The 17207-nt window shown below is 72.1% G+C and carries 11 protein-coding genes; 4 read left to right on the top strand and 7 right to left on the bottom strand.

The window, feature by feature from the left end; all coding sequences use genetic code 11:
- Positions 1-2: 2 nt before the first annotated feature.
- From AB0C25_RS02290 to mfd, 4 genes are all read right to left on the bottom strand, one after another.
- Positions 3-1622, bottom strand: a complete 1620-nt coding sequence (locus AB0C25_RS02290; RefSeq protein ID WP_357368674.1) for a DUF885 domain-containing protein — start codon at positions 1620-1622, stop codon at positions 3-5.
- Between the two features lie 116 nt (positions 1623-1738).
- Positions 1739-2710 carry a nucleoside triphosphate pyrophosphohydrolase gene (locus AB0C25_RS02285; RefSeq protein ID WP_357368672.1) on the bottom strand — a complete coding sequence of 324 codons (972 nt, stop codon included), beginning with the start codon at positions 2708-2710 and terminating at the stop codon, positions 1739-1741.
- Between the two features lie 2 nt (positions 2711-2712).
- Entirely contained in the window at positions 2713-3519 is an 807-nt protein-coding gene (locus AB0C25_RS02280) for a hypothetical protein (RefSeq protein ID WP_357368669.1), read from the bottom strand.
- A gap of 64 nt (positions 3520-3583) precedes the next feature.
- Positions 3584-7213: a transcription-repair coupling factor gene (gene mfd, locus AB0C25_RS02275; protein WP_357368667.1), complete on the bottom strand. Its 3630-nt coding sequence runs from the start codon at positions 7211-7213 to the stop codon at positions 3584-3586.
- 490 nt (positions 7214-7703) lie between these two features.
- On the opposite strand from mfd, the gene AB0C25_RS02270 reads away from it, so the two are divergent.
- Positions 7704-8615: a cyclase family protein gene (locus tag AB0C25_RS02270; RefSeq protein ID WP_357369040.1), complete on the top strand. Its 912-nt coding sequence runs from the start codon at positions 7704-7706 to the stop codon at positions 8613-8615.
- A 53-nt stretch (positions 8616-8668) separates the two neighbouring features.
- Here the strand turns inward: AB0C25_RS02270 and AB0C25_RS02265 are convergent, their stop codons facing one another.
- Both AB0C25_RS02265 and AB0C25_RS02260 read right to left on the bottom strand, forming a co-directional pair.
- Positions 8669-9316 (bottom strand): response regulator transcription factor, encoded by a 648-nt coding sequence (locus AB0C25_RS02265; protein ID WP_357369038.1) that lies wholly within the window; start codon positions 9314-9316, stop codon positions 8669-8671.
- A 5-nt stretch (positions 9317-9321) separates the two neighbouring features.
- Positions 9322-10596: a sensor domain-containing protein gene (locus AB0C25_RS02260; RefSeq protein ID WP_357368665.1), complete on the bottom strand. Its 1275-nt coding sequence runs from the start codon at positions 10594-10596 to the stop codon at positions 9322-9324.
- Positions 10597-10823: 227 nt separating this feature from the next.
- On the opposite strand from AB0C25_RS02260, the gene AB0C25_RS02255 reads away from it, so the two are divergent.
- Entirely contained in the window at positions 10824-11987 is a 1164-nt protein-coding gene (locus AB0C25_RS02255; RefSeq protein ID WP_357368663.1) for a serine hydrolase domain-containing protein, read from the top strand.
- 60 nt (positions 11988-12047) lie between these two features.
- Here AB0C25_RS02255 and AB0C25_RS02250 read toward each other — a convergent pair whose 3' ends face one another.
- Positions 12048-13088, bottom strand: a complete 1041-nt coding sequence (locus AB0C25_RS02250) for a S66 peptidase family protein (RefSeq protein WP_357368661.1) — start codon at positions 13086-13088, stop codon at positions 12048-12050.
- A 71-nt stretch (positions 13089-13159) separates the two neighbouring features.
- Between AB0C25_RS02250 and AB0C25_RS02245 the strand changes: the two genes are divergently transcribed.
- Both AB0C25_RS02245 and ppc read left to right on the top strand, forming a co-directional pair.
- Positions 13160-14233 carry a hypothetical protein gene (locus AB0C25_RS02245; protein WP_357368659.1) on the top strand — a complete coding sequence of 358 codons (1074 nt, stop codon included), beginning with the start codon at positions 13160-13162 and terminating at the stop codon, positions 14231-14233.
- Between the two features lie 129 nt (positions 14234-14362).
- Positions 14363-17149 (top strand): phosphoenolpyruvate carboxylase, encoded by a 2787-nt coding sequence (gene ppc / locus AB0C25_RS02240; protein WP_357368658.1) that lies wholly within the window; start codon positions 14363-14365, stop codon positions 17147-17149.
- Positions 17150-17207 lie beyond the last annotated feature (58 nt).

Raw genomic sequence — 17207 nt, 5'->3', positions numbered from 1 at the left:
GCTCAGATCTCCAGCAGGGTGCGCAGGTGGCGCGGGGGCGGGCAGTCGTGGGCGAGCATGGCGTCGTGCCAGTCGCGGACCGACACCCCGTCCGGGCGGGCCGCGGCGATCTCGGCCACCTCGCTGTACCCGACGAAGTAGGTGGAGAGCTGGGTGGAGGTGAGCAGCGCCCGGCGCCACTTGCCGGCCGCCTCGCCCTCCTCCTGAAAGCCGCGTTCGGTCATCAACGCCATCGCCTCGGCCTCGGGGAGGTCCTCGGCGTGCACCAACTGGTCCAGCAGCGCGTTGATGGTCATCCGGAGCTGCATCTTGAGCTGCTGCAACCGCACCGGGAGGCCGCCGAAGCCGAGCCCGACCATCAACTCCTCCGCGTACACCGCCCAGCCCTCGATGAACGGCCCGGACTCGGCCAAGGCCCGGACCCGGGTGCCGCCGACGTAGCGGCGGGCGTGGGCGAGCTGGAGGAAGTGTCCCGGCATGGCCTCGTGCACCGTCAGGTTGCGGATCATGTGGTCGTTGTACTCGCGGTAGAACGACTCGACCCGGTGCGCCGGCCAGTCCGACGGGGTGGGCGCGATGCAGTAGAAGGTGGGCACGGACGCGGTCTCCAGCGGACCTGGCGAGTCGCAGTAGGCCACCGCGACGCCCCGGGCGAACTCCGGCATCTCCTGGATCACGCACCGGTCGTCGACAAGGGTGACGAGGTCGTGCGCGCGGACGAAGTCGGTGGCCTCGTCCAGCGTGATGCCGGCCAGGTCGACGATCGTCGCGTCGTTCGGGTGCTCGGCGGCCAGCACGTCGAGTGCGCGGCGGACGGCCGCGTCGTCGGCGGGGCCACCGACCAGCTCGACTGCCGCCTCGCGGATCTCGGCGGTGACCCGGTCCAGGTTGGCCCAGGCGCGGCACTGGATCTCGGCGGCGCTCAACTCGGTGTCGAGGGTGTGCCAGAGGCGGGCCTCCCAGCGGCGCCGGCCCAGTCGCGGGTCACGGCCCGGGGCGGCGTCGTCGGCCAGGCCGGCGCGCAGCCAGGCGACGAACTCCTCAAGCGCGGCGATCGCCGCGGTCGCCGCCGGCTCCACCCGGTCGTGGGTGCTCGGCGCCTGGGCGAGCAGTGCCGGCAGCTCGTCACGGATCAGCGCGGCCGTGCCGGTGAACTGCCCGACCGCCGTCTCCGCGTGGATCCGCGGCATGTCCCGCAGCGTCGCGCGGGCGGTGGCGAGAGCGTCCGGTACGGCGGCGAGCCGGCCGGCCAGTTGGGTCAGCCGCACCTCCGCCGGGGCGTACGGGCGGGCCAGCAGCGGGTGCAGGAGCGCGCCGGGGTTGTGGCGCAGCGGATCCCACTCGTGCGACCGGATCTCGGTCAGCTCGAACAGCTCCCGGTCCACGAATGAGCTGAGCAGCGCGTGGTCGACCTGCTCGTCCACGTCGAGCGAGTCCGGGTCCAGTTCGGACAGCGCGTTGGCCGCGTCGGAGAGCATCGCCCGGTCGGCGGCCAGCGCGTCAACGGACAGGTCGGGTAGCCGGTCGTCGAACCGGTGGTCCCCGGCAGCGGTGGCAACCCCCGGCCGCGACTCCAGCAGCGCCTCGACAACCCGCTCAGCTAGTACCCCAAACGCCTCCACCCGGCCCACCCTACCGACCGGCCCACCCACTGCCACCTGTTACGTCGATCATGAAGTTATTGCCGTCGACCTCGGGGTCGTGGCAACAACTACATGATCAACGTTGGTGTGCGGGCTCAGACGGACTCGGCGGCGCGGATGGCCTCGGCGTAGGCGAGGGTGGCGCGGCGGAGGGCCGCTTCCGGGTCGATGCCCGCCTCGCGGGCCGCCGCTACCGTGGCCAGGAGGCTCGCGCCCAGCCTTGCTTCGGCATCCACCTGGGTGTCGGCCAACGGCGGTGGGACCTCGATGCCTCTGCGGGCGGCGCGGTCCAGGATCTGCGCGGCCAGGGCCAGCGCGGGCTGGCTCAGGGCCACCCCGTCCAGCACCGAACTCCGCGCCTTCTCCGCCCGCTTGATCCGCTCCCAGTTCTCGGTGATCTCCTCGAGGGTGCCCGCCTCGGCACCGGCGAAGACGTGCGGATTACGCCGGATCATCTTGTCGACCAGGCCGCCCGCCACGTCGTCGATGGTCCACCGCTCGTCCTCGGGCAACTCCTCGGCGAGCCGCGCGTGCAGGACCACCTGCAACAGGACGTCACCCAACTCCTCGCGCAGCGCGTCGGTGTCGTCGGCGCTTATCGCGTCGTACGCCTCGTAGCTCTCCTCCAGCAGATAACCCGCGAGGCTGCGGTGCGTCTGCGCCCTCTTCCACGGGTCGCCACCCGGCGAGGCGAGTCGGTCCAGCACGGCCACCGCGTCGAGCAGCCGGGCACCCGGCGGGTCCCACGACCCGTACATCAGCTCCATCTCGGCCAACCCCGGCTGGCGGGCCAGTCGCAGCCCCAGCTCCCGAGCCAGCGCCTCGTCGCCGGCGGGACCGGCCAACCACACCACCGTGCCGTGCGTGGCCACCGCATCCAGCAACGGTTGCGTCGCCGGACCGTCCACCACTGTCACCTCGGCGCCCGCCTGGCGCACGGCCGTGGCCAACTCGCTCTCCGCGCCGGTCAACACCTGGTGCCCGCGTACGACGTCCCAGGCGGCCGAGGTCAGCAGGCCGGCCGGCAACCGGGGTGAGGTGACCAGGAGGACGATCCGTGCCGACATGCTCAGCTGGCCGTGCCCTGGTCCGGTGCGGGGCCCTCGGCACTCGGGGAGTCGGTCGACGGCACCGGCTCCGGGGTGGAGATGTCGGTGACCGAGCCGTCCTCGCTGATGTACGGCAGCGAGTAGAAGACCACCGACTGGCCGGTACTCACCAACGACGGCACCCCGACCGCCCGGAAGCGCGGGTTGATCGAGACGTCGACCCGGTCGGCCTCCTCGCCCAACGCGGCACCGAGGGCGGTGGCGGTACGGACGAAACCGCCGTCGCCGAACGCCTTGCGGACGTCGGCCACCGACATGCCGGCGTCGATCGCCCCGGTCTTGACCAGGGCGCCGTAGACGGCCATCAGCGAATCGTCGCTCAGATCGGCGGGCGGAAGCTGCTGGTTGAGCACCTGCAGCAGGTCGACCCACTCGCCCCAGAGCTGGGCGTACTCGGTGGTGGCCGGCACCCGCAGGTTCTGTTCGAGCTGCTGCGGGGTGATCTCGTCGGGCACCTGCAGTTCCTTCGCCGCCACCACCCGCTTGCCCAGATCCAGGCTGACGAGCAGGTCCACCACGTCCTGACGGGTGACCGTGGAACGCAACTGCTCCGGCGACGGCGACGCACCCGACTGGACCGCCTGCTGCCGGATCGCGTCGCCGTACTTCGCCTGCACGTCGGCGTAGATCGCGTCGACCCGCTCCAACGAATAGGTGGTGTCACCGACGTACGCGGCGACATCCGGTGCGGACTTACCGCAGGCAGCGAGGGAGAGGACACCCAGGGCCGCGACGCTGGCGGCGGCGATCACACGGCGAGCACGCATGCCCGTCACTCTCTCATGCCCTCGTCCGTGCTGTGACGGCCCCCACCGCACCCCGGCCCCCACCTCAGCCCGCCGCGACGGCGAGCGGGGCGGGGGCACCCAGCACATCGGAGAGCAGCTGCGCGCACCACTGGAGCAGCGCCTGGTCCCGCAGCGGCTCCCCGCCGACCCGACGGGTGCTCGGCCGAGGCACGCTCACCTGGTCGGTGGCCAGCTTGTAGACGGCGTCCGGGTGGTAGCGCTTGAGCCGCATCTGCTTCGAATCCGGCAACGGCAGCGGACCGAACCGCACGTGTTTGCCCTGCATGGACACGTCGGTGAGGCCGTACCGGCGGGCCAGCAGGCGGAACCGGGCCACCTCCACCAGGTTCTGCACCGGGGCCGGCGGCTCGCCGTACCTGTCGGTCATCTCGGCGACCACCTCGGTCAGCCGCTCCTCGTCCCGTGCCTCGGCCAGCTTGCGGTACATCTCCAGGCGCAGCCGTTCCACGCTCACGTAGTCGTGCGGCAGGTGCGCGTCGATCGGCAGGTCGATCTTGACGTCGGGCTCGTCCTCCGACCGCTCACCCTTGAACGCGGAGACCGCCTCGCCGACCATCCGTACGTACAGATCGAAGCCGACGCCCTCGATGTGCCCGGACTGCTCGCCGCCGAGCAGGTTGCCGGCGCCCCGGATCTCCAGGTCCTTCATCGCCACGTACATGCCGGCGCCCAGCTCGGTGTGCTGCGCGATGGTCGCCAGCCGCTCGTGGGCGTGCTCGGTGAGCGGCTTCTCCGGCGGGTAGAGGAAGTACGCGTACGCCCGCTCCCGGCCCCGGCCGACCCGGCCCCGGATCTGGTGCAGCTGGGCCAGGCCGAGCAGGTCGGCCCGCTCCACGATCAACGTGTTGGCGTTCGGGATGTCGATGCCCGACTCCACGATCGTGGTGCAGACCAGGACGTCGAACTCCTTCTCCCAGAAGCCGACCATTACCTTCTCCAGCGCGTCCTCACCCATCTGGCCGTGTGCCACCGCGACCCGCGCCTCGGGCACCAGTTCCCGCAGCCGCCGCGCCGCCCGGTCGATCGACTCGACCCGGTTGTGCAGGTAGAAGACCTGCCCGTCGCGGAGCAACTCGCGGTGGATGGACGCGGCCACCTGCCGGTCGTCCTGCGCGCCCACGAAGGTGAGCACCGGGTGTCGCTCCTCCGGCGGGGTGGCGATCGTGGACATCTCCCGGATGCCGGTGATCGCCATCTCCAGGGTGCGCGGGATCGGGGTGGCCGACATGCTCAGCACGTCGACCGACGCGCGCAGCGTCTTCAGGTGCTCCTTGTGCTCGACACCGAAGCGCTGCTCCTCGTCGACGACCACGAGACCCAACTGCTTGAAGCGGGTGGCGGTCTGCAGCAGCCGGTGGGTGCCGATGACGATGTCGACGGTGCCGTCGGCGACCATCTCCATCGTCCGCTCGGTCTCCTTCGCGGTCTGGAACCGCGACAGCTGCCGGATCTCGACCGGGAACTGACTCATCCGCTCGGCGAACGTGTTGTAGTGCTGCTGCACCAGCAGCGTCGTCGGCACCAGCACCGCCACCTGCTTGCCGTCCTGCACGGCCTTGAACGCCGCCCGTACCGCGATCTCGGTCTTGCCGTAGCCGACGTCACCGCAGATCAGCCGGTCCATCGGGACGGTCTGCTCCATGTCCCGCTTGACCTCGTCGATCGCGGCGAGCTGGTCCGGCGTCTCCTGCCAGGGGAAGGCGTCCTCCAGCTCCCGCTGCCAGGGGGTGTCCGGGCCGAACGAGTGGCCCTTGGACGCCTTGCGGGCGGCGTACAGCTGGATGAGCTGCGCGGCGATCTCCCGGACCGCCTTGCGGGCCCGGGCCTTGGACTTCTGCCAGTCCGAGCCGCCCATCTTGTGCAGGGTCGGCTGCTCGCCGCCCACGTAGCGGCTGAGCTGGTCGAGCTGGTCGGTGGGCACGAACAGGCGGTCGCCGGGCTGGCCCCGCTTGCTGGCCGCGTACTCGATCACCAGATATTCGCGGCTGGCGCCGTTGACGGTGCGCTGCACCAGCTCCACGTACCGGCCGATGCCGTGCTGCTCGTGCACCACGTGGTCGCCGGCCTTCAACTCCAGCGGGTCGATGGTGTTGCGTCGCCGGCTCGGCATCTTGCGCATGTCCCGCGTCGAGGTGCCCCGACCGCCTGTCACGTCGTTGCCGGTGAGCAGCACGAAGCGGGACGCCTCGTCGACGAACCCGCTGCTCAGCGCACCACAGGTCACCACCAGCTCGCCGGGGACGGGCGCGGTCGGCACCTCCTCGGTCAACCGGGCGCCCAGGCCGGCGTCGCGCAGCACCTCCACCGCCCGCTGGGCGGGGCCGTGCCCCTCGAAGACCAGCGCGATCGACCAGCCCTCGCCGGCCCAACGCTTGAGGTCCTCGACCACCCGCGAGGTCTCGCCGTGATAGAGCGGGGCCGGCTGGGCGGCGAGGGTCACCGCGATGGCGTCGTCCGGGGTGACGGCGGCCTGCTCCGGCGCGTCCTCCCAGGGCTGCCGCGCCTCGGCGGTCTCCCCCTCCACCAATCCGAAGGGGGACAGCGTCCACCACGGCTGGCCGAGCCTGCCTGCGGCGGCGCGTACCTCGCCGAGGGTCCGGAAGGCGGCGGCACCGACGTCCACCGGGGCCAGGCCGCCGACCGCGGCGGCAGCCCAGCTGGCCTGCAAGAACTCCTCCGAGGTACGAACCAGATCGTGCGCCCTCGTGCGGATCCGCTCCGGATCGCAGAGCAGCACGTGGGTGCCGGCCGGCATGGCGTCCAGCAGCAGCTCCAGCGAGTCGGGGCCGACCAGCACCGGAGCGAGGGACTCCATCCCCTCCACCGGGATGCCCTCGGCCAGCTTGTCCAGGATCTCCGCCAGCTCGGGGTGCTGCTCGGCCAGCGCGGCGGCCCGGTCGCGGACTGCCGGGGTCAGCAGCAGCTCACGGCACGGCGGTGCCCAGAGCAACGGAACCTGCTCGATGGTCCGCTGGTCGGCGACGGCGAAGGTGCGGATCTCCTCCACCTCGTCACCCCAGAACTCGACCCGGGACGGGTGCTCGTCGGTGGGCGGGAAGACGTCCAGGATGCCGCCGCGCACGGCGAACTCGCCGCGCTTGGTGACCAGGTCGACCCGCGCGTACGCCATGTCGACGAGGCGGTGGGCGACCTCCTCCAGGTCGGCCTCCTCGCCGGCGGCGAGCTGCACCGGCTCCAGGTCGCCGAGCCCCTTGAGCTGCGGTTGGAGCAGCGAACGGACCGGGGCCACGACCACCCGCAGCGGACCGGTGCCGCCGTGCGCGTCGGTCGACTCGGGGTGCGCGAGGCGGCGCAGCACCGCCAGCCGGCGACCCACGGTGTCCGAGCGTGGGGAGAGCCGCTCGTGCGGCAGCGTCTCCCAGGAGGGGAAGACCACCACCTGATCCGCCGGCAACAGCCCACCCAACGCGGCGGCCAGGTCGTCGGCCTCGCGGGTGGTGGCGGTCACCGCCAGCACGGGCCGCCCGGCCCCGTCGTTGTCGGCCGCGACCGCCGCGACCGCGAACGGGCGCAGCGCGGCGGGGGCGGTGATGTCAAGGCCGTCGACCTGGGCGGCACCGGAGCGCGCCAGGTCACGCGCCCGGGCCAGAGCCGGGTCGGCCAGGGCGGCGGAGAACAGACCGGTGAGCAAGAGAGACCTTTCCGGGGAGTCGACGCACACGACGGAGGCCCCTCGTCCAGCCGGACGGGGGGGCACCACGCAAGCCTATCCCCGTCCACCGACACACACCCCCTTCCGCCCAGGTCCGCGCCGCGTCGCGCTCGACACCCCGCCCGCGAACCCATCCGCCCAGGTCCGCGCCGCGCGCATCCGCCCGCACACGCCCCCCCGCGGCGCACCCCGGCCCAGGTCCGCGCCGCGCCGCGCCGCGCCGCGCCGCGCCGGACGATCCCGCGCCGACACCGTCGCGCGGCAACACCGCTCAAGATCGTGCTCGATCCAGGATGCAGTGGTCTCGGGGCCGGCGGATCCCACTCTTTCCTGGATCGAGCACGATCTTGGCCAGCTGGAGGACGCAGAATTCGGACAGAGGCCGCCAGACACCCCAGCCCGGGGACGGCCGGTAGACGGACGTAGATCTTGACCGATCGGCGGCTGCCGTGGTCGGGTTGCGGGTGTGATGCGGCAGTGGCGGGCACAGTTCGACGCGCAGGTGAGCTTCGCCAACGGCGGTGGGCTGCGCACCGAGGAGTTCCGGCTGGACATTCCCGGTCCGGAGATCAGCGACGACGACCTGGCGGCGTTGTTCGTCCGGCACCTCGGGCTGCTCATGGTCGCCGAGGTCCGGATCAGCGCGAAGACGATCATCGAGGAGCCGCACAAGGGTGGTCGGGGCGTCGCCGTCGAGGAGTCCGGCTCCGATCGTCGGCTGGTCGAGTTGAGCCACGTGATCAGCGACGGGATGGTCACCCTGCCGGGCTGGCCGGCACCACGGATCAGTGACTGGCTGACCTTCGCGGCGTCCCGGGCGAACTACGCGCCCGGCACCGAGTTCCATGTCGCCCGGATCGACATGATCGCCAACACCGGCACGTACCTGGACACCCCGGCCCACCGCTGGGCCGGCGGCGACGACCTCGCCGGGGTGTCGTTGAGCCGCCTCGCCGACCTGCCCGGTGTGCTGGTGCGAGTGCCGGCCGACACGCGGGCCGTGGACCGACTGATGCTGGCGCCGTACGAGGTGGCGGGGTGCGCGGTGCTGCTGCACACGGGGTGGGACGTGCACTTCGGCACCGAGCGGTACGGCGCGCCGGAGGCGCCGTACCTGACCGGGGACGCCGCCCAGGCTCTTGCCGACGCTGGCGCCGCTCTGGTCGGCATCGACTCGATCAACATCGACGACATGAGTCCGGCGGCCGGCGGCGTACGCCCCGCGCACAGCACCCTGCTCGCCGCCGGCGTCCCGATCGTGGAGCACCTGACCGGCCTGGACGCGCTACCGCCGAGCGGATTCCGGTTCACGGCGGCCCCACCGAGGGTGGCCGGCATGGGCACCTTCCCGGTCCGCGCCTTCGCCAGCGTCGATCGCTGAACTGGCCAGCCGGGCCAGCGTCGATCGCTGAACCACCAGCCACGACCATCCCTTCAGCCGGACTGAAGGTGACGCAGGACCGCGATGACCCGCCGATGATCGCTCTCGGACGGGGGCAGGCCGAGCTTGCCGAAGATGCTGGTGATGTGTTTCTCCACCGCCCCCACGCTGAGGAACAGCGTCGCGGCGATCGCCACGTTCGAGCGCCCCTGGGCCATCAGGGCCAGGACGGTCCGTTCCCGCTCGGAGAGGCGGGCCAGGTCCTCGCCACCGCGAGCCGCACCGAGCAGTTGGGTCACCACCTCCGGGTCGAGCACGGTCGCCCCGGCAGCGACCCGGGTGAGCGCGTCGACGAACTCGCCGACCTCGGCCACCCGGTCCTTGAGCAGGTAACCGACACCTCCGGCACCACCGGCGAGCAGCTGCGCCGCGTACCGGGTCTCCACGTACTGGGAGAAGAGCAGCACCGGCGTGCCGGGATGTGCCGCGCGGACGGCGAGCGCGGCCCGCAGCCCCTCGTCGGTGTACGTGGGTGGCATCCGGATGTCGATCACCGCGATGTCCGGCCGGTGCTCGTCGACGGCGGCCCGTAGCGCCTCCGGATCGGCCACCGCGGCGAGCACCAGGTGTCCCCGGTCGGTGAGCAGGTAGGTGAGCCCGTCGCGCAGGATCCCGGAGTCCTCGGCGAGGACCACTCGCAGCCCGGTCATGGCCGTACCGGGAGTTCCACGGTGACCAGCGTCGGCCCCCCGGGTGGGCTGTCTATCCGCATCGTGCCGTCCACGGTACGGGCCCGATCGCGCAGGCCGACCAACCCGCCGCCGGGCAGGGCGTGCGCCGCGGACCTGATCCTGGCTCCTCCACCGCCGTCGTCGGAGACCCGCACCCGCAGCAGACCGCCATCGTGGTGTACCTCGACGCTCGCCCGCTGGGCGGTGGAATGTTTGGCGACGTTTGTGAGCAACTCGGCGACGCAGTAGTAGACGATCGTCTCCACGGCCGGCGACGGCCGCTCACGCAGCGCGACACGCAGCTCCACGGGTACGGCGCCCCGGGCCGCCAGGGTGGCCAGCGCCGCCTCCAGCCCGTTGTCGAGCATCGGCGGGTGAATGCCCCGGGCCAGGTCCCGCAGGTCGGTGATGGCGGTCTTCGCGTCCCGGTGGGCGGTCTCCACGAGTGCCCTGGCTTCCGGGCCGGCGCCGTCGGCGAGCTTCTCCTTGACCATCCCCAGCTTCATGGCCAGCGCGACCAGTTGCGCCTGGGTGCCGTCGTGCAGGTCGCGTTCGATGCGGCGCAGCAGCGCGGCGGCGTCGTCGACGGCCAGGGCACGGGTCCGTTCGAGGGTGTCGACCCGGTCGTCGAGGGTGGTCGGGCCGAGCAGGCCGCGGATCAGCAGCTCGTCCAGGAGCAGCACGGCGCGCAGCAGCCAGGGACCGGCGAGAAGCATCCCGGCACCGACCCCCGCCAGCAGGAACGATCGGGGCCACGTGTCGAAGAAGAAGTCCCCGAGTTGCAGGGCGGCGCGGTGCGGCCGGCCGAGGCTGTCGGTGTTGACCGGCTGGACGAACGTCCACCAGAGGGGATGGCTGAGCAGGAACACCGGGTAGCAGAGGAAGACCGCGACCACCGCCGCCGCGAGCACGGTCACCGGCAGCTTGACGATCAGATAGGCCATCGCCCGCCACCCGGTGGCATCGCCCAGGCCGGTGCGGACGTACCCCACCGGGCCGGGCCGTCGGCGGACCGGGCGTGGCGCGTCGACCCGCAGCCCGAGCGCCGCGCGGGCGAGAGCGCGGTGCAGTCGGCCCCAGCCGCGAGCGCCGAGGATGCCCGAGGACAGCAGCGGGAGGCCGAGGAGCGTCAGCGAGAACAGGCCGCCGGCCACGACCGTGAGAGCGGCGTACGCGAAGCCGACGACCGCCAGCGGCAGGCCGACCAGCACGTACCCGACCTGGTGGCGGAGTTGCCGGAGACGCGTCATCTGATCCTCCCGACCGACGTCACGCCGGCTGCCATCGTCCCGGACGGCGGCCAGCGCCGGGTGCCCCGCCGAGCATGCTCGGCGCGCACGCCACCCGCCCAGCCGGTCAACCCGCCGTGATCTGTCGGGTTAACCCCCACCCGACCGGCGGGAGAGCCGCATTCACCTGCGGGCCGTAGGTCGACAGGGTCGACGGGGACATAAGTCGTCACGTCGATGGGAGCAAGATGATGATGCGTCAGCTCTGGACCGCGGTGGTGTCGGTCGGCTCGTTGGTCGCCACACTCGCCGTCGCACCCGTGCCGGCTCATGCCGGCCAACCAGGGGCGGAGCGCCAGGCGATGGCTGCCGCGCTCGACCAACTGGTCGCCGACGGTTTCCCCGGTGCGGTGGCGTACGGGCGGGTGGACGGCCGACGGTGGCAGGTCGCGGCGGGCGTCGCCGACCGGGCCACCGGGGCGCGGGCCCGGCCGGACGACCGGTTCCGGATCGCCAGCAACACCAAGGCGTTCGTGTCGACGGTGCTGCTGCAACTGGTGGGTGAGGGTCGGTTGACCCTCGACGATCCGGTCGAGCGGTGGCTGCCGAGGGTCGTGCGGGGTAACGGCAACGACGGGTCGACGATCACCGTCCGGCAGTTGCTCAACCACACGAGCGGCATCTGGGACCCGACCGGCGAACGGAGCTTCTGGACGCCGTACCTCGACGACCACGACTGGGACCGGGTCATCTCGCCCCACGCGGTGATCGCCCGCGCGGTGGCTCACCAACCGGACTTCGCCCCCGGCGCCTCGTGGGGCTACTCGAACACGAACTACCTGCTGGCCGGCCTGATCATCGAGGCGGTCACCGGCCGGGATGCGGCAACCGAGGTACGGCGGCGGATCATCGTCCCGTTGGGTCTGCGGCACACCTCGTTCCCGGTCACCGACCCGGAGATCCACGGCCGGCACCTGCACGGTTACGACCTGGCCGGGCGAGACGTGACCACCTTCAGCCCGTCCTACGACTGGACCGCCGGAGCGATGATCTCGACGGCGGCGGACCTGGCGCGGTTCCACCGGGCGCTGTTCGGCGGGCGACTGCTCGCGCCGGCACAGCAGCGTGCGTTGCAGACGCTGGTGGCCACCGACGACGGGCCGGACGGGTACGGGCTGGGCGTGCAACGCATGACTGTCCCCTGCGCCGAGGGCCCGACGTCGGTGTGGACGACCGACGGCGGCGGACCGGGCTTCACCAGCATCGCGGCGACCAGCCTGGACAACTCCCGGCAGTTCGTCCTCGCCGGCAACGTCTACGACATCGACGCCGACGTTCGGGGGCTGCCGCCGGTGCCGGCGAGCGCGGGCGCCCTGGCCGCGCTGCGATCGGTGTTCTGCCCGACCGACTGACACCTGCGGATCCGGCGCACGCACCTCCCCACCGGGTGCGTGCGCCACGCGCAGGTCCCGTCAGTAGCGCACCGAGATCCGGCGATCGACGGCGTCGACCAGGATCTCGCCGCCGTAGGGGATGATCAACTGCGGGTCGGTGTGACCGAGGTCGACGTCGAAGACCACCACCGCGTCCGGGTTGTACGGGGTGAGAGCGCGGGTGATCGCCTCCCGCTGGGCCTCGCCCCACGCCGACCGTTCGGGCACCGACAGCGGTTTGTCGAAATCCCATGCCTTCGGGCGACCGACGACGATCGCCGGGAAGGCGGAGAGCAGCCCCCGCTCCCCCATGTTCCGCACGATCCGGAACACCTCCTGCGCGCCGGGCATCTCCTGCGAGGTCTCGACGACGAGCACGGACCCGGCCAACTCGGCGACCGTGGGCACCCGGTCGGTGGCCAGCAGCCAGTGCAGGAAATCCAGGTTGCCGCCCCAGGTGCGCCCCCGCACCGCCCGCTGTGGGCCCTGCCAGCGCCAGCCCTCGCCGGGCAGCATCTCCGGCTCGTACGCCAGCGTCTCGGGCTCGGTCCACGGGTTCGGCCGGTCACCCCATTCGTGGGCGGGCGTCAACTCGTACCAGTCGGTGCTGAACAGGGCCGCGCGAAGCGAGTCGAAGGTCAGCGGATGCGGCGCGCCCGGACGGCCGAGGTGCACGAGCACCGACCCGCCGTGATAGGCGACCATGCCCAGGCGGTAGAGGTGGTTGAGCACGTTCGTGTTGTCCGAGTAGCCGAAGTAGGGCTTCGGGTTGGCCCGTACCACGTCGTCGTCGAGGTGCGGGGTGACCGTGATCAGGTCGTTCCCGCCGATCGTGGCGAGCACGGCGGTGACGCTCGGGTCGGCGAAGGCGGCGGTCAGGTCGCGGGCCCGGTCGCGCGGGTCGGCGCCCAGGACCCGGGTGGTCGGATACTCCACCGGCTCCAGTCCGAACTCCTCGCGTAGCCGGCGCAGCCCCAACTCGTACACGTGGGGGAAGATCGCCGGCAGGCCGGCGGACGGTGAGACGACCGCGACCCGGTCTCCCGGCCGCGGTTTGGGCGGGTAGCGCAGCGACACCATGATCAGAAGCTATCCGACCAGCCAACCGGTTTTCGCCCGGCGAACGACGAACCGGACCATACGCTGGCAATATGGACGAAATCCCGCAGGGTCGAGCCCGGGACTGGGCACCGCGCAGCATCGGCCTGCTGCTCGGCACCCTCGCGTTGGCCACCGCGTTCATCGCCGCCTACGTCGGCGCGCTGCACCAGCCCACCCCGCGCGACCTGCCGGTCGGTGTCGCCCTCGGCGACCAGCGCGCCCAGGCGACGCTCGACGCCGTGCGCGGTCAGACCAACATCATCAAACCGATCCGGTACGACGACGCCCGCGCCGCCGAGGACGGCCTGCTCAGCCGCGCGGTGTACGCGGTGCTCAGCACCGGCCCCGACAACGGCCTGCTCCTCACCGTCGCCAGCGCCTCCGGCCCCTCCGCCACCAGCGCGATCCGGGAGGTGCTCACCACCGCCGCCACCCGCACCGGCACCCCGCTACAGATCGTCGACAGGGTGCCGGTCACCTCGTCCGACCCGCGCGGGGTGGTGCCCTTCTACCTGAACGTCGGCTTCGTGCTCGGCGGCTACCTCGCCTCGACCGTGCTCGGGCTGTCCGTCGGCACCACCCCCCGCACGGCACGGCGGGCCGGGCTGCGGATCGCCGCCCTGGCGGTCTACAGCGTGCTGCTCGGCATCGCCGGCGCGGTCGTGGTCGGGCCGGTGCTGGACATCTGGCACCACGACGTACCGACGATCGCCGCCATCGGCGCGCTTGCCGTCTTCGCCGCCGCGCTGATCGCCAGCGCCATCCAGGGCTGGCTCGGTGTCGCGGGCACCGCGCTTGTCATCCTGCTCCTGGTGGTGCTCGGCAACCCCGGCTCCGGCGGCATCTACGCGCCCGAGTTCCTGCCCGGCCTGCTGCGCGGCATGCACCGGTGGAACATTCCCGGGCTCGCGAACGACCTGACCAAGGCCGCGGTCTACTTCGACTGGCGATCGGCCGGCTGGCCGGCGATCGCCCTCACCCTCTGGGCGGTGCTCGGCGCACTCGGCCTGGTCAGCGCGAGCCTGGTGCGGGGCCGCCGGGCCGCCACCGCCGGCTCCGGGTCGCCCCGCCCCGGCCCCGGGTCCGCCTCCGACGGCCCCGGATCAGCCCGCGACGGTGGCTGAGATCACGCCCGAAAACACCACCTCGGAGACAGTGGATCACCAGGGGGCCCTCCAGACACCCGGTGCGCGCGGATACCATCCAGTAAGTCGGACAGCGCTGTCCTTCGTATCCACGTGAGGGAGCGCACCGTGACTGACCAGCACGACCACGACGGCCCCGACGCCGCGCTGCGTGCCGACATCCGCCGGCTCGGCACCCTGCTCGGGCAGACGCTGGCCCGCCAGGAGGGTCGCCCGCTGCTCGACCTCGTCGAGGAGATCCGCGCCCAGGTCCGCACCGACGCCCCGGCGGCCGCCCAGCGTCTCGGCGGGCTCGACGTGACCACCGGCACCAAGCTGGCCCGCGCCTTCTCCACCTACTTCCACCTCGCCAACATCACCGAGCAGGTGCACCGCGCGCGGGATCTGCGCCGCCGCCGCGCCGTACAGGGCGGCTGGCTGGACCAGGCCGCCAAGATGATCGCCGAGCGCGGGGTGCCCGCCGAGGAGATCGCCAACGCGGCACGCCGGCTGGCGGTGCGCCCGGTCTTCACCGCCCACCCGACCGAGGCGGCCCGCCGCTCGATCCTGTCCAAGCTGCGGGCCATCGCCGACGAGTTGGACACCGAGACCGCCAACGCGATCCTCTACGGCGCCAGCGACGAGGGTCCCGCCAACCGCCGGCTGGCCGAGCTGCTGGACCTGATGTGGCAGACCGACGAGCTGCGCCTCGACCGGCCGGACCCGACCGACGAGGCCCGCAACGCCATCTACTACCTGCGCGACCTCTACGCCGAGGCCGCCCCGCAGGTGCTCGACGACCTGGCCGACACGCTGCGCACCCTCGGCGTGGAGACCTCACCGACGGCCCGGCCGCTGAGCTTCGGCACCTGGATCGGCGGCGACCGCGACGGCAACCCGTTCGTCACCCCGGCGGTCACCCGCGAGGTGCTGACCATCCAGCACGAGCACGGCATCGCCGCCACCGAGAAGGCGATGGACCACCTGATCAACGAGGTGTCCGTCTCCCGCCGGCTGCGCGGGGTGTCGCTCGACCTCTCCGCCAGCCTCGCCGCCGACCTGGACGCGCTGCCCGAGGTGGCGACGCGGTTCCGCCGGGTCAACGCGGAGGAGCCGTACCGGCTCAAGGCGCGCTGCGTGAAGGCGAAGCTCGCCAACACCCGGCAGCGGTTGCGCCAGGGCACCGCGCACGTACCGGGCCGGGACTACCGGGGCTCCGCCGAGCTGATCGCCGACCTGGATCTGCTGCGCGCCTCGCTGGCCCGCAACTCCGGGCAGCTCACCGCCGTCGGCCGGTTGGCCTCGACCATCCGTACCGTCTCCGCGTTCGGCCTGCACCTGGCCACCATGGACGTCCGGGAGCACGCCGAGGCGCACCACGCGGTGCTCGCCCAGCTCTACGAGGCCGTCGGCGAGGTCTCCGACTACCCGTCGCTGACCCGGCTGGAACGCACCAAGCTGCTGGCCGACGAGCTCACCGGCCGTCGACCGCTGTCCACCCTCGACACTCCGCTCACCGAGCCGACCCGCAAGACGTTCGACGTGTTCAGCACGATCCGGGAGGCCCAGGACCGGTTCGGCACCGAGGTGATCGAGTCGTACATCATCTCGATGACCATGGGCGTCGACGACGTGCTGGCCGCGGTGGTGCTGGCCCGTGAGGCCGGCCTCGTGGACGTGCACAGCCGGCGGGCCCGGGTCGGGTTCGTACCGCTGTTGGAGACCCCAGCCGAGCTGAACGCCGGCGGTGAACTCCTCGACGACCTGCTGTCGCTGCCCGCGTACCGGGCCCTGGTGAGCGCCCGAGGCGACGTGCAGGAGGTCATGCTCGGCTACTCCGACTCCAACAAGGAGGCCGGGATCACCACCAGCCAGTGGTCGATCCACCGGGCGCAGCGCGCCCTGCGCGACGTGGCCGCCCGGCACGGGGTGCACCTGCGGCTGTTCCACGGCCGGGGCGGCACCGTCGGGCGCGGCGGCGGGCCGACGCACGAGGCGATCCTGGCTCAGCCGTACGGCACGCTGGACGGCGCGATCAAGGTGACCGAACAGGGCGAGGTGATCTCCGACAAGTACACCCTGCCGTCCCTGGCCCGGGAAAATCTGGAGCTCACCCTCGCGGCGGTGCTCCAGGCGACCCTGCTGCACACCGCTCCTCGCCAGCCGGCCGAGCAGCTGGAACGCTGGGACGCCACCATGGACGTGGTCTCCGAGTCGGCGTACCGGTCCTACCGCTCGCTCGTCGAGGACCCGGACCTGCCGGCGTACTTCTGGGCATCCACCCCCACCGAACTGCTCGGCGCGCTGAACATCGGCTCCCGACCGGCGAAGCGCCCGAACACCGGCGCGGGGCTGTCCGGTCTGCGGGCCATTCCGTGGGTGTTCGGGTGGACGCAGACCCGGCAGATCGTGCCGGGCTGGTTCGGCGTGGGCTCCGGACTGGCCGCCGCCCGCGAGGCCGGGCTGGCGGACGTGCTCGCCGAGATGCACCGCAACTGGCACTTCTTCCGCACGTTCCTGTCGAACGTCGAGATGATGGTGACCAAGACCGACCTGAGCATCGCCCGCCGGTACGTCGAGACCCTGGTCCCGAAGAAGCTGCACCCGATCTTCGAGCAGATCGAGCAGGAGTACGAGCTGACCAAGCGGGAGGTGCTGGCGGTGACCGCCTCGCCCGCCCTGCTGGAAAACTCGCCGGTGCTCCAGCGCACCCTCGCCGTCCGAGACACCTACCTCGAGCCGCTGCACCATCTCCAGGTGGCGCTGCTGCGGCAGTACCGGGAGTCCGGCGCCGCCGGGCGGGCGATCGCCACCGCGCCGGGCGGCCGACGCGCACCGAGCGACGGCACCGCCCTGGAACGGGCACTGCTCACCACGGTCAACGGCATCGCCGCCGGGATGCGCAACACCGGCTGATCAGGCCGAACGCGAAACGGACCCCGGTCGCTGCGACCGGGTCCGTTTCGTCAGATCC

Source organism: Micromonospora sp. NPDC048839 (genome assembly GCF_040649915.1).
GTDB lineage: Bacteria > Actinomycetota > Actinomycetes > Mycobacteriales > Micromonosporaceae > Micromonospora.
Note: the sequence above shows the minus strand (reverse complement) of the source record. Positions and strands in the feature narration are given on the sequence as shown.

Bases quoted from the DNA above. Each gene is read 5' to 3' on its own strand.
- AB0C25_RS02285 (WP_357368672.1), bottom strand. From the start codon at position 2,710: ATGTCGGCACGGATCGTCCTCCTGGTCACCTCACCCCGGTTGCCGGCC.
- AB0C25_RS02280 (WP_357368669.1), bottom strand. From the start codon at position 3,519: ATGCGTGCTCGCCGTGTGATCGCCGCCGCCAGCGTCGCGGCCCTGGGT.
- AB0C25_RS02270 (WP_357369040.1), top strand. From the start codon at position 7,704: ATGCGGCAGTGGCGGGCACAGTTCGACGCGCAGGTGAGCTTCGCCAAC.
- AB0C25_RS02260 (WP_357368665.1), bottom strand. From the start codon at position 10,596: ATGACGCGTCTCCGGCAACTCCGCCACCAGGTCGGGTACGTGCTGGTC.
- AB0C25_RS02255 (WP_357368663.1), top strand. From the start codon at position 10,824: ATGATGATGCGTCAGCTCTGGACCGCGGTGGTGTCGGTCGGCTCGTTG.
- AB0C25_RS02250 (WP_357368661.1), bottom strand. From the start codon at position 13,088: ATGGTGTCGCTGCGCTACCCGCCCAAACCGCGGCCGGGAGACCGGGTC.
- AB0C25_RS02245 (WP_357368659.1), top strand. From the start codon at position 13,160: ATGGACGAAATCCCGCAGGGTCGAGCCCGGGACTGGGCACCGCGCAGC.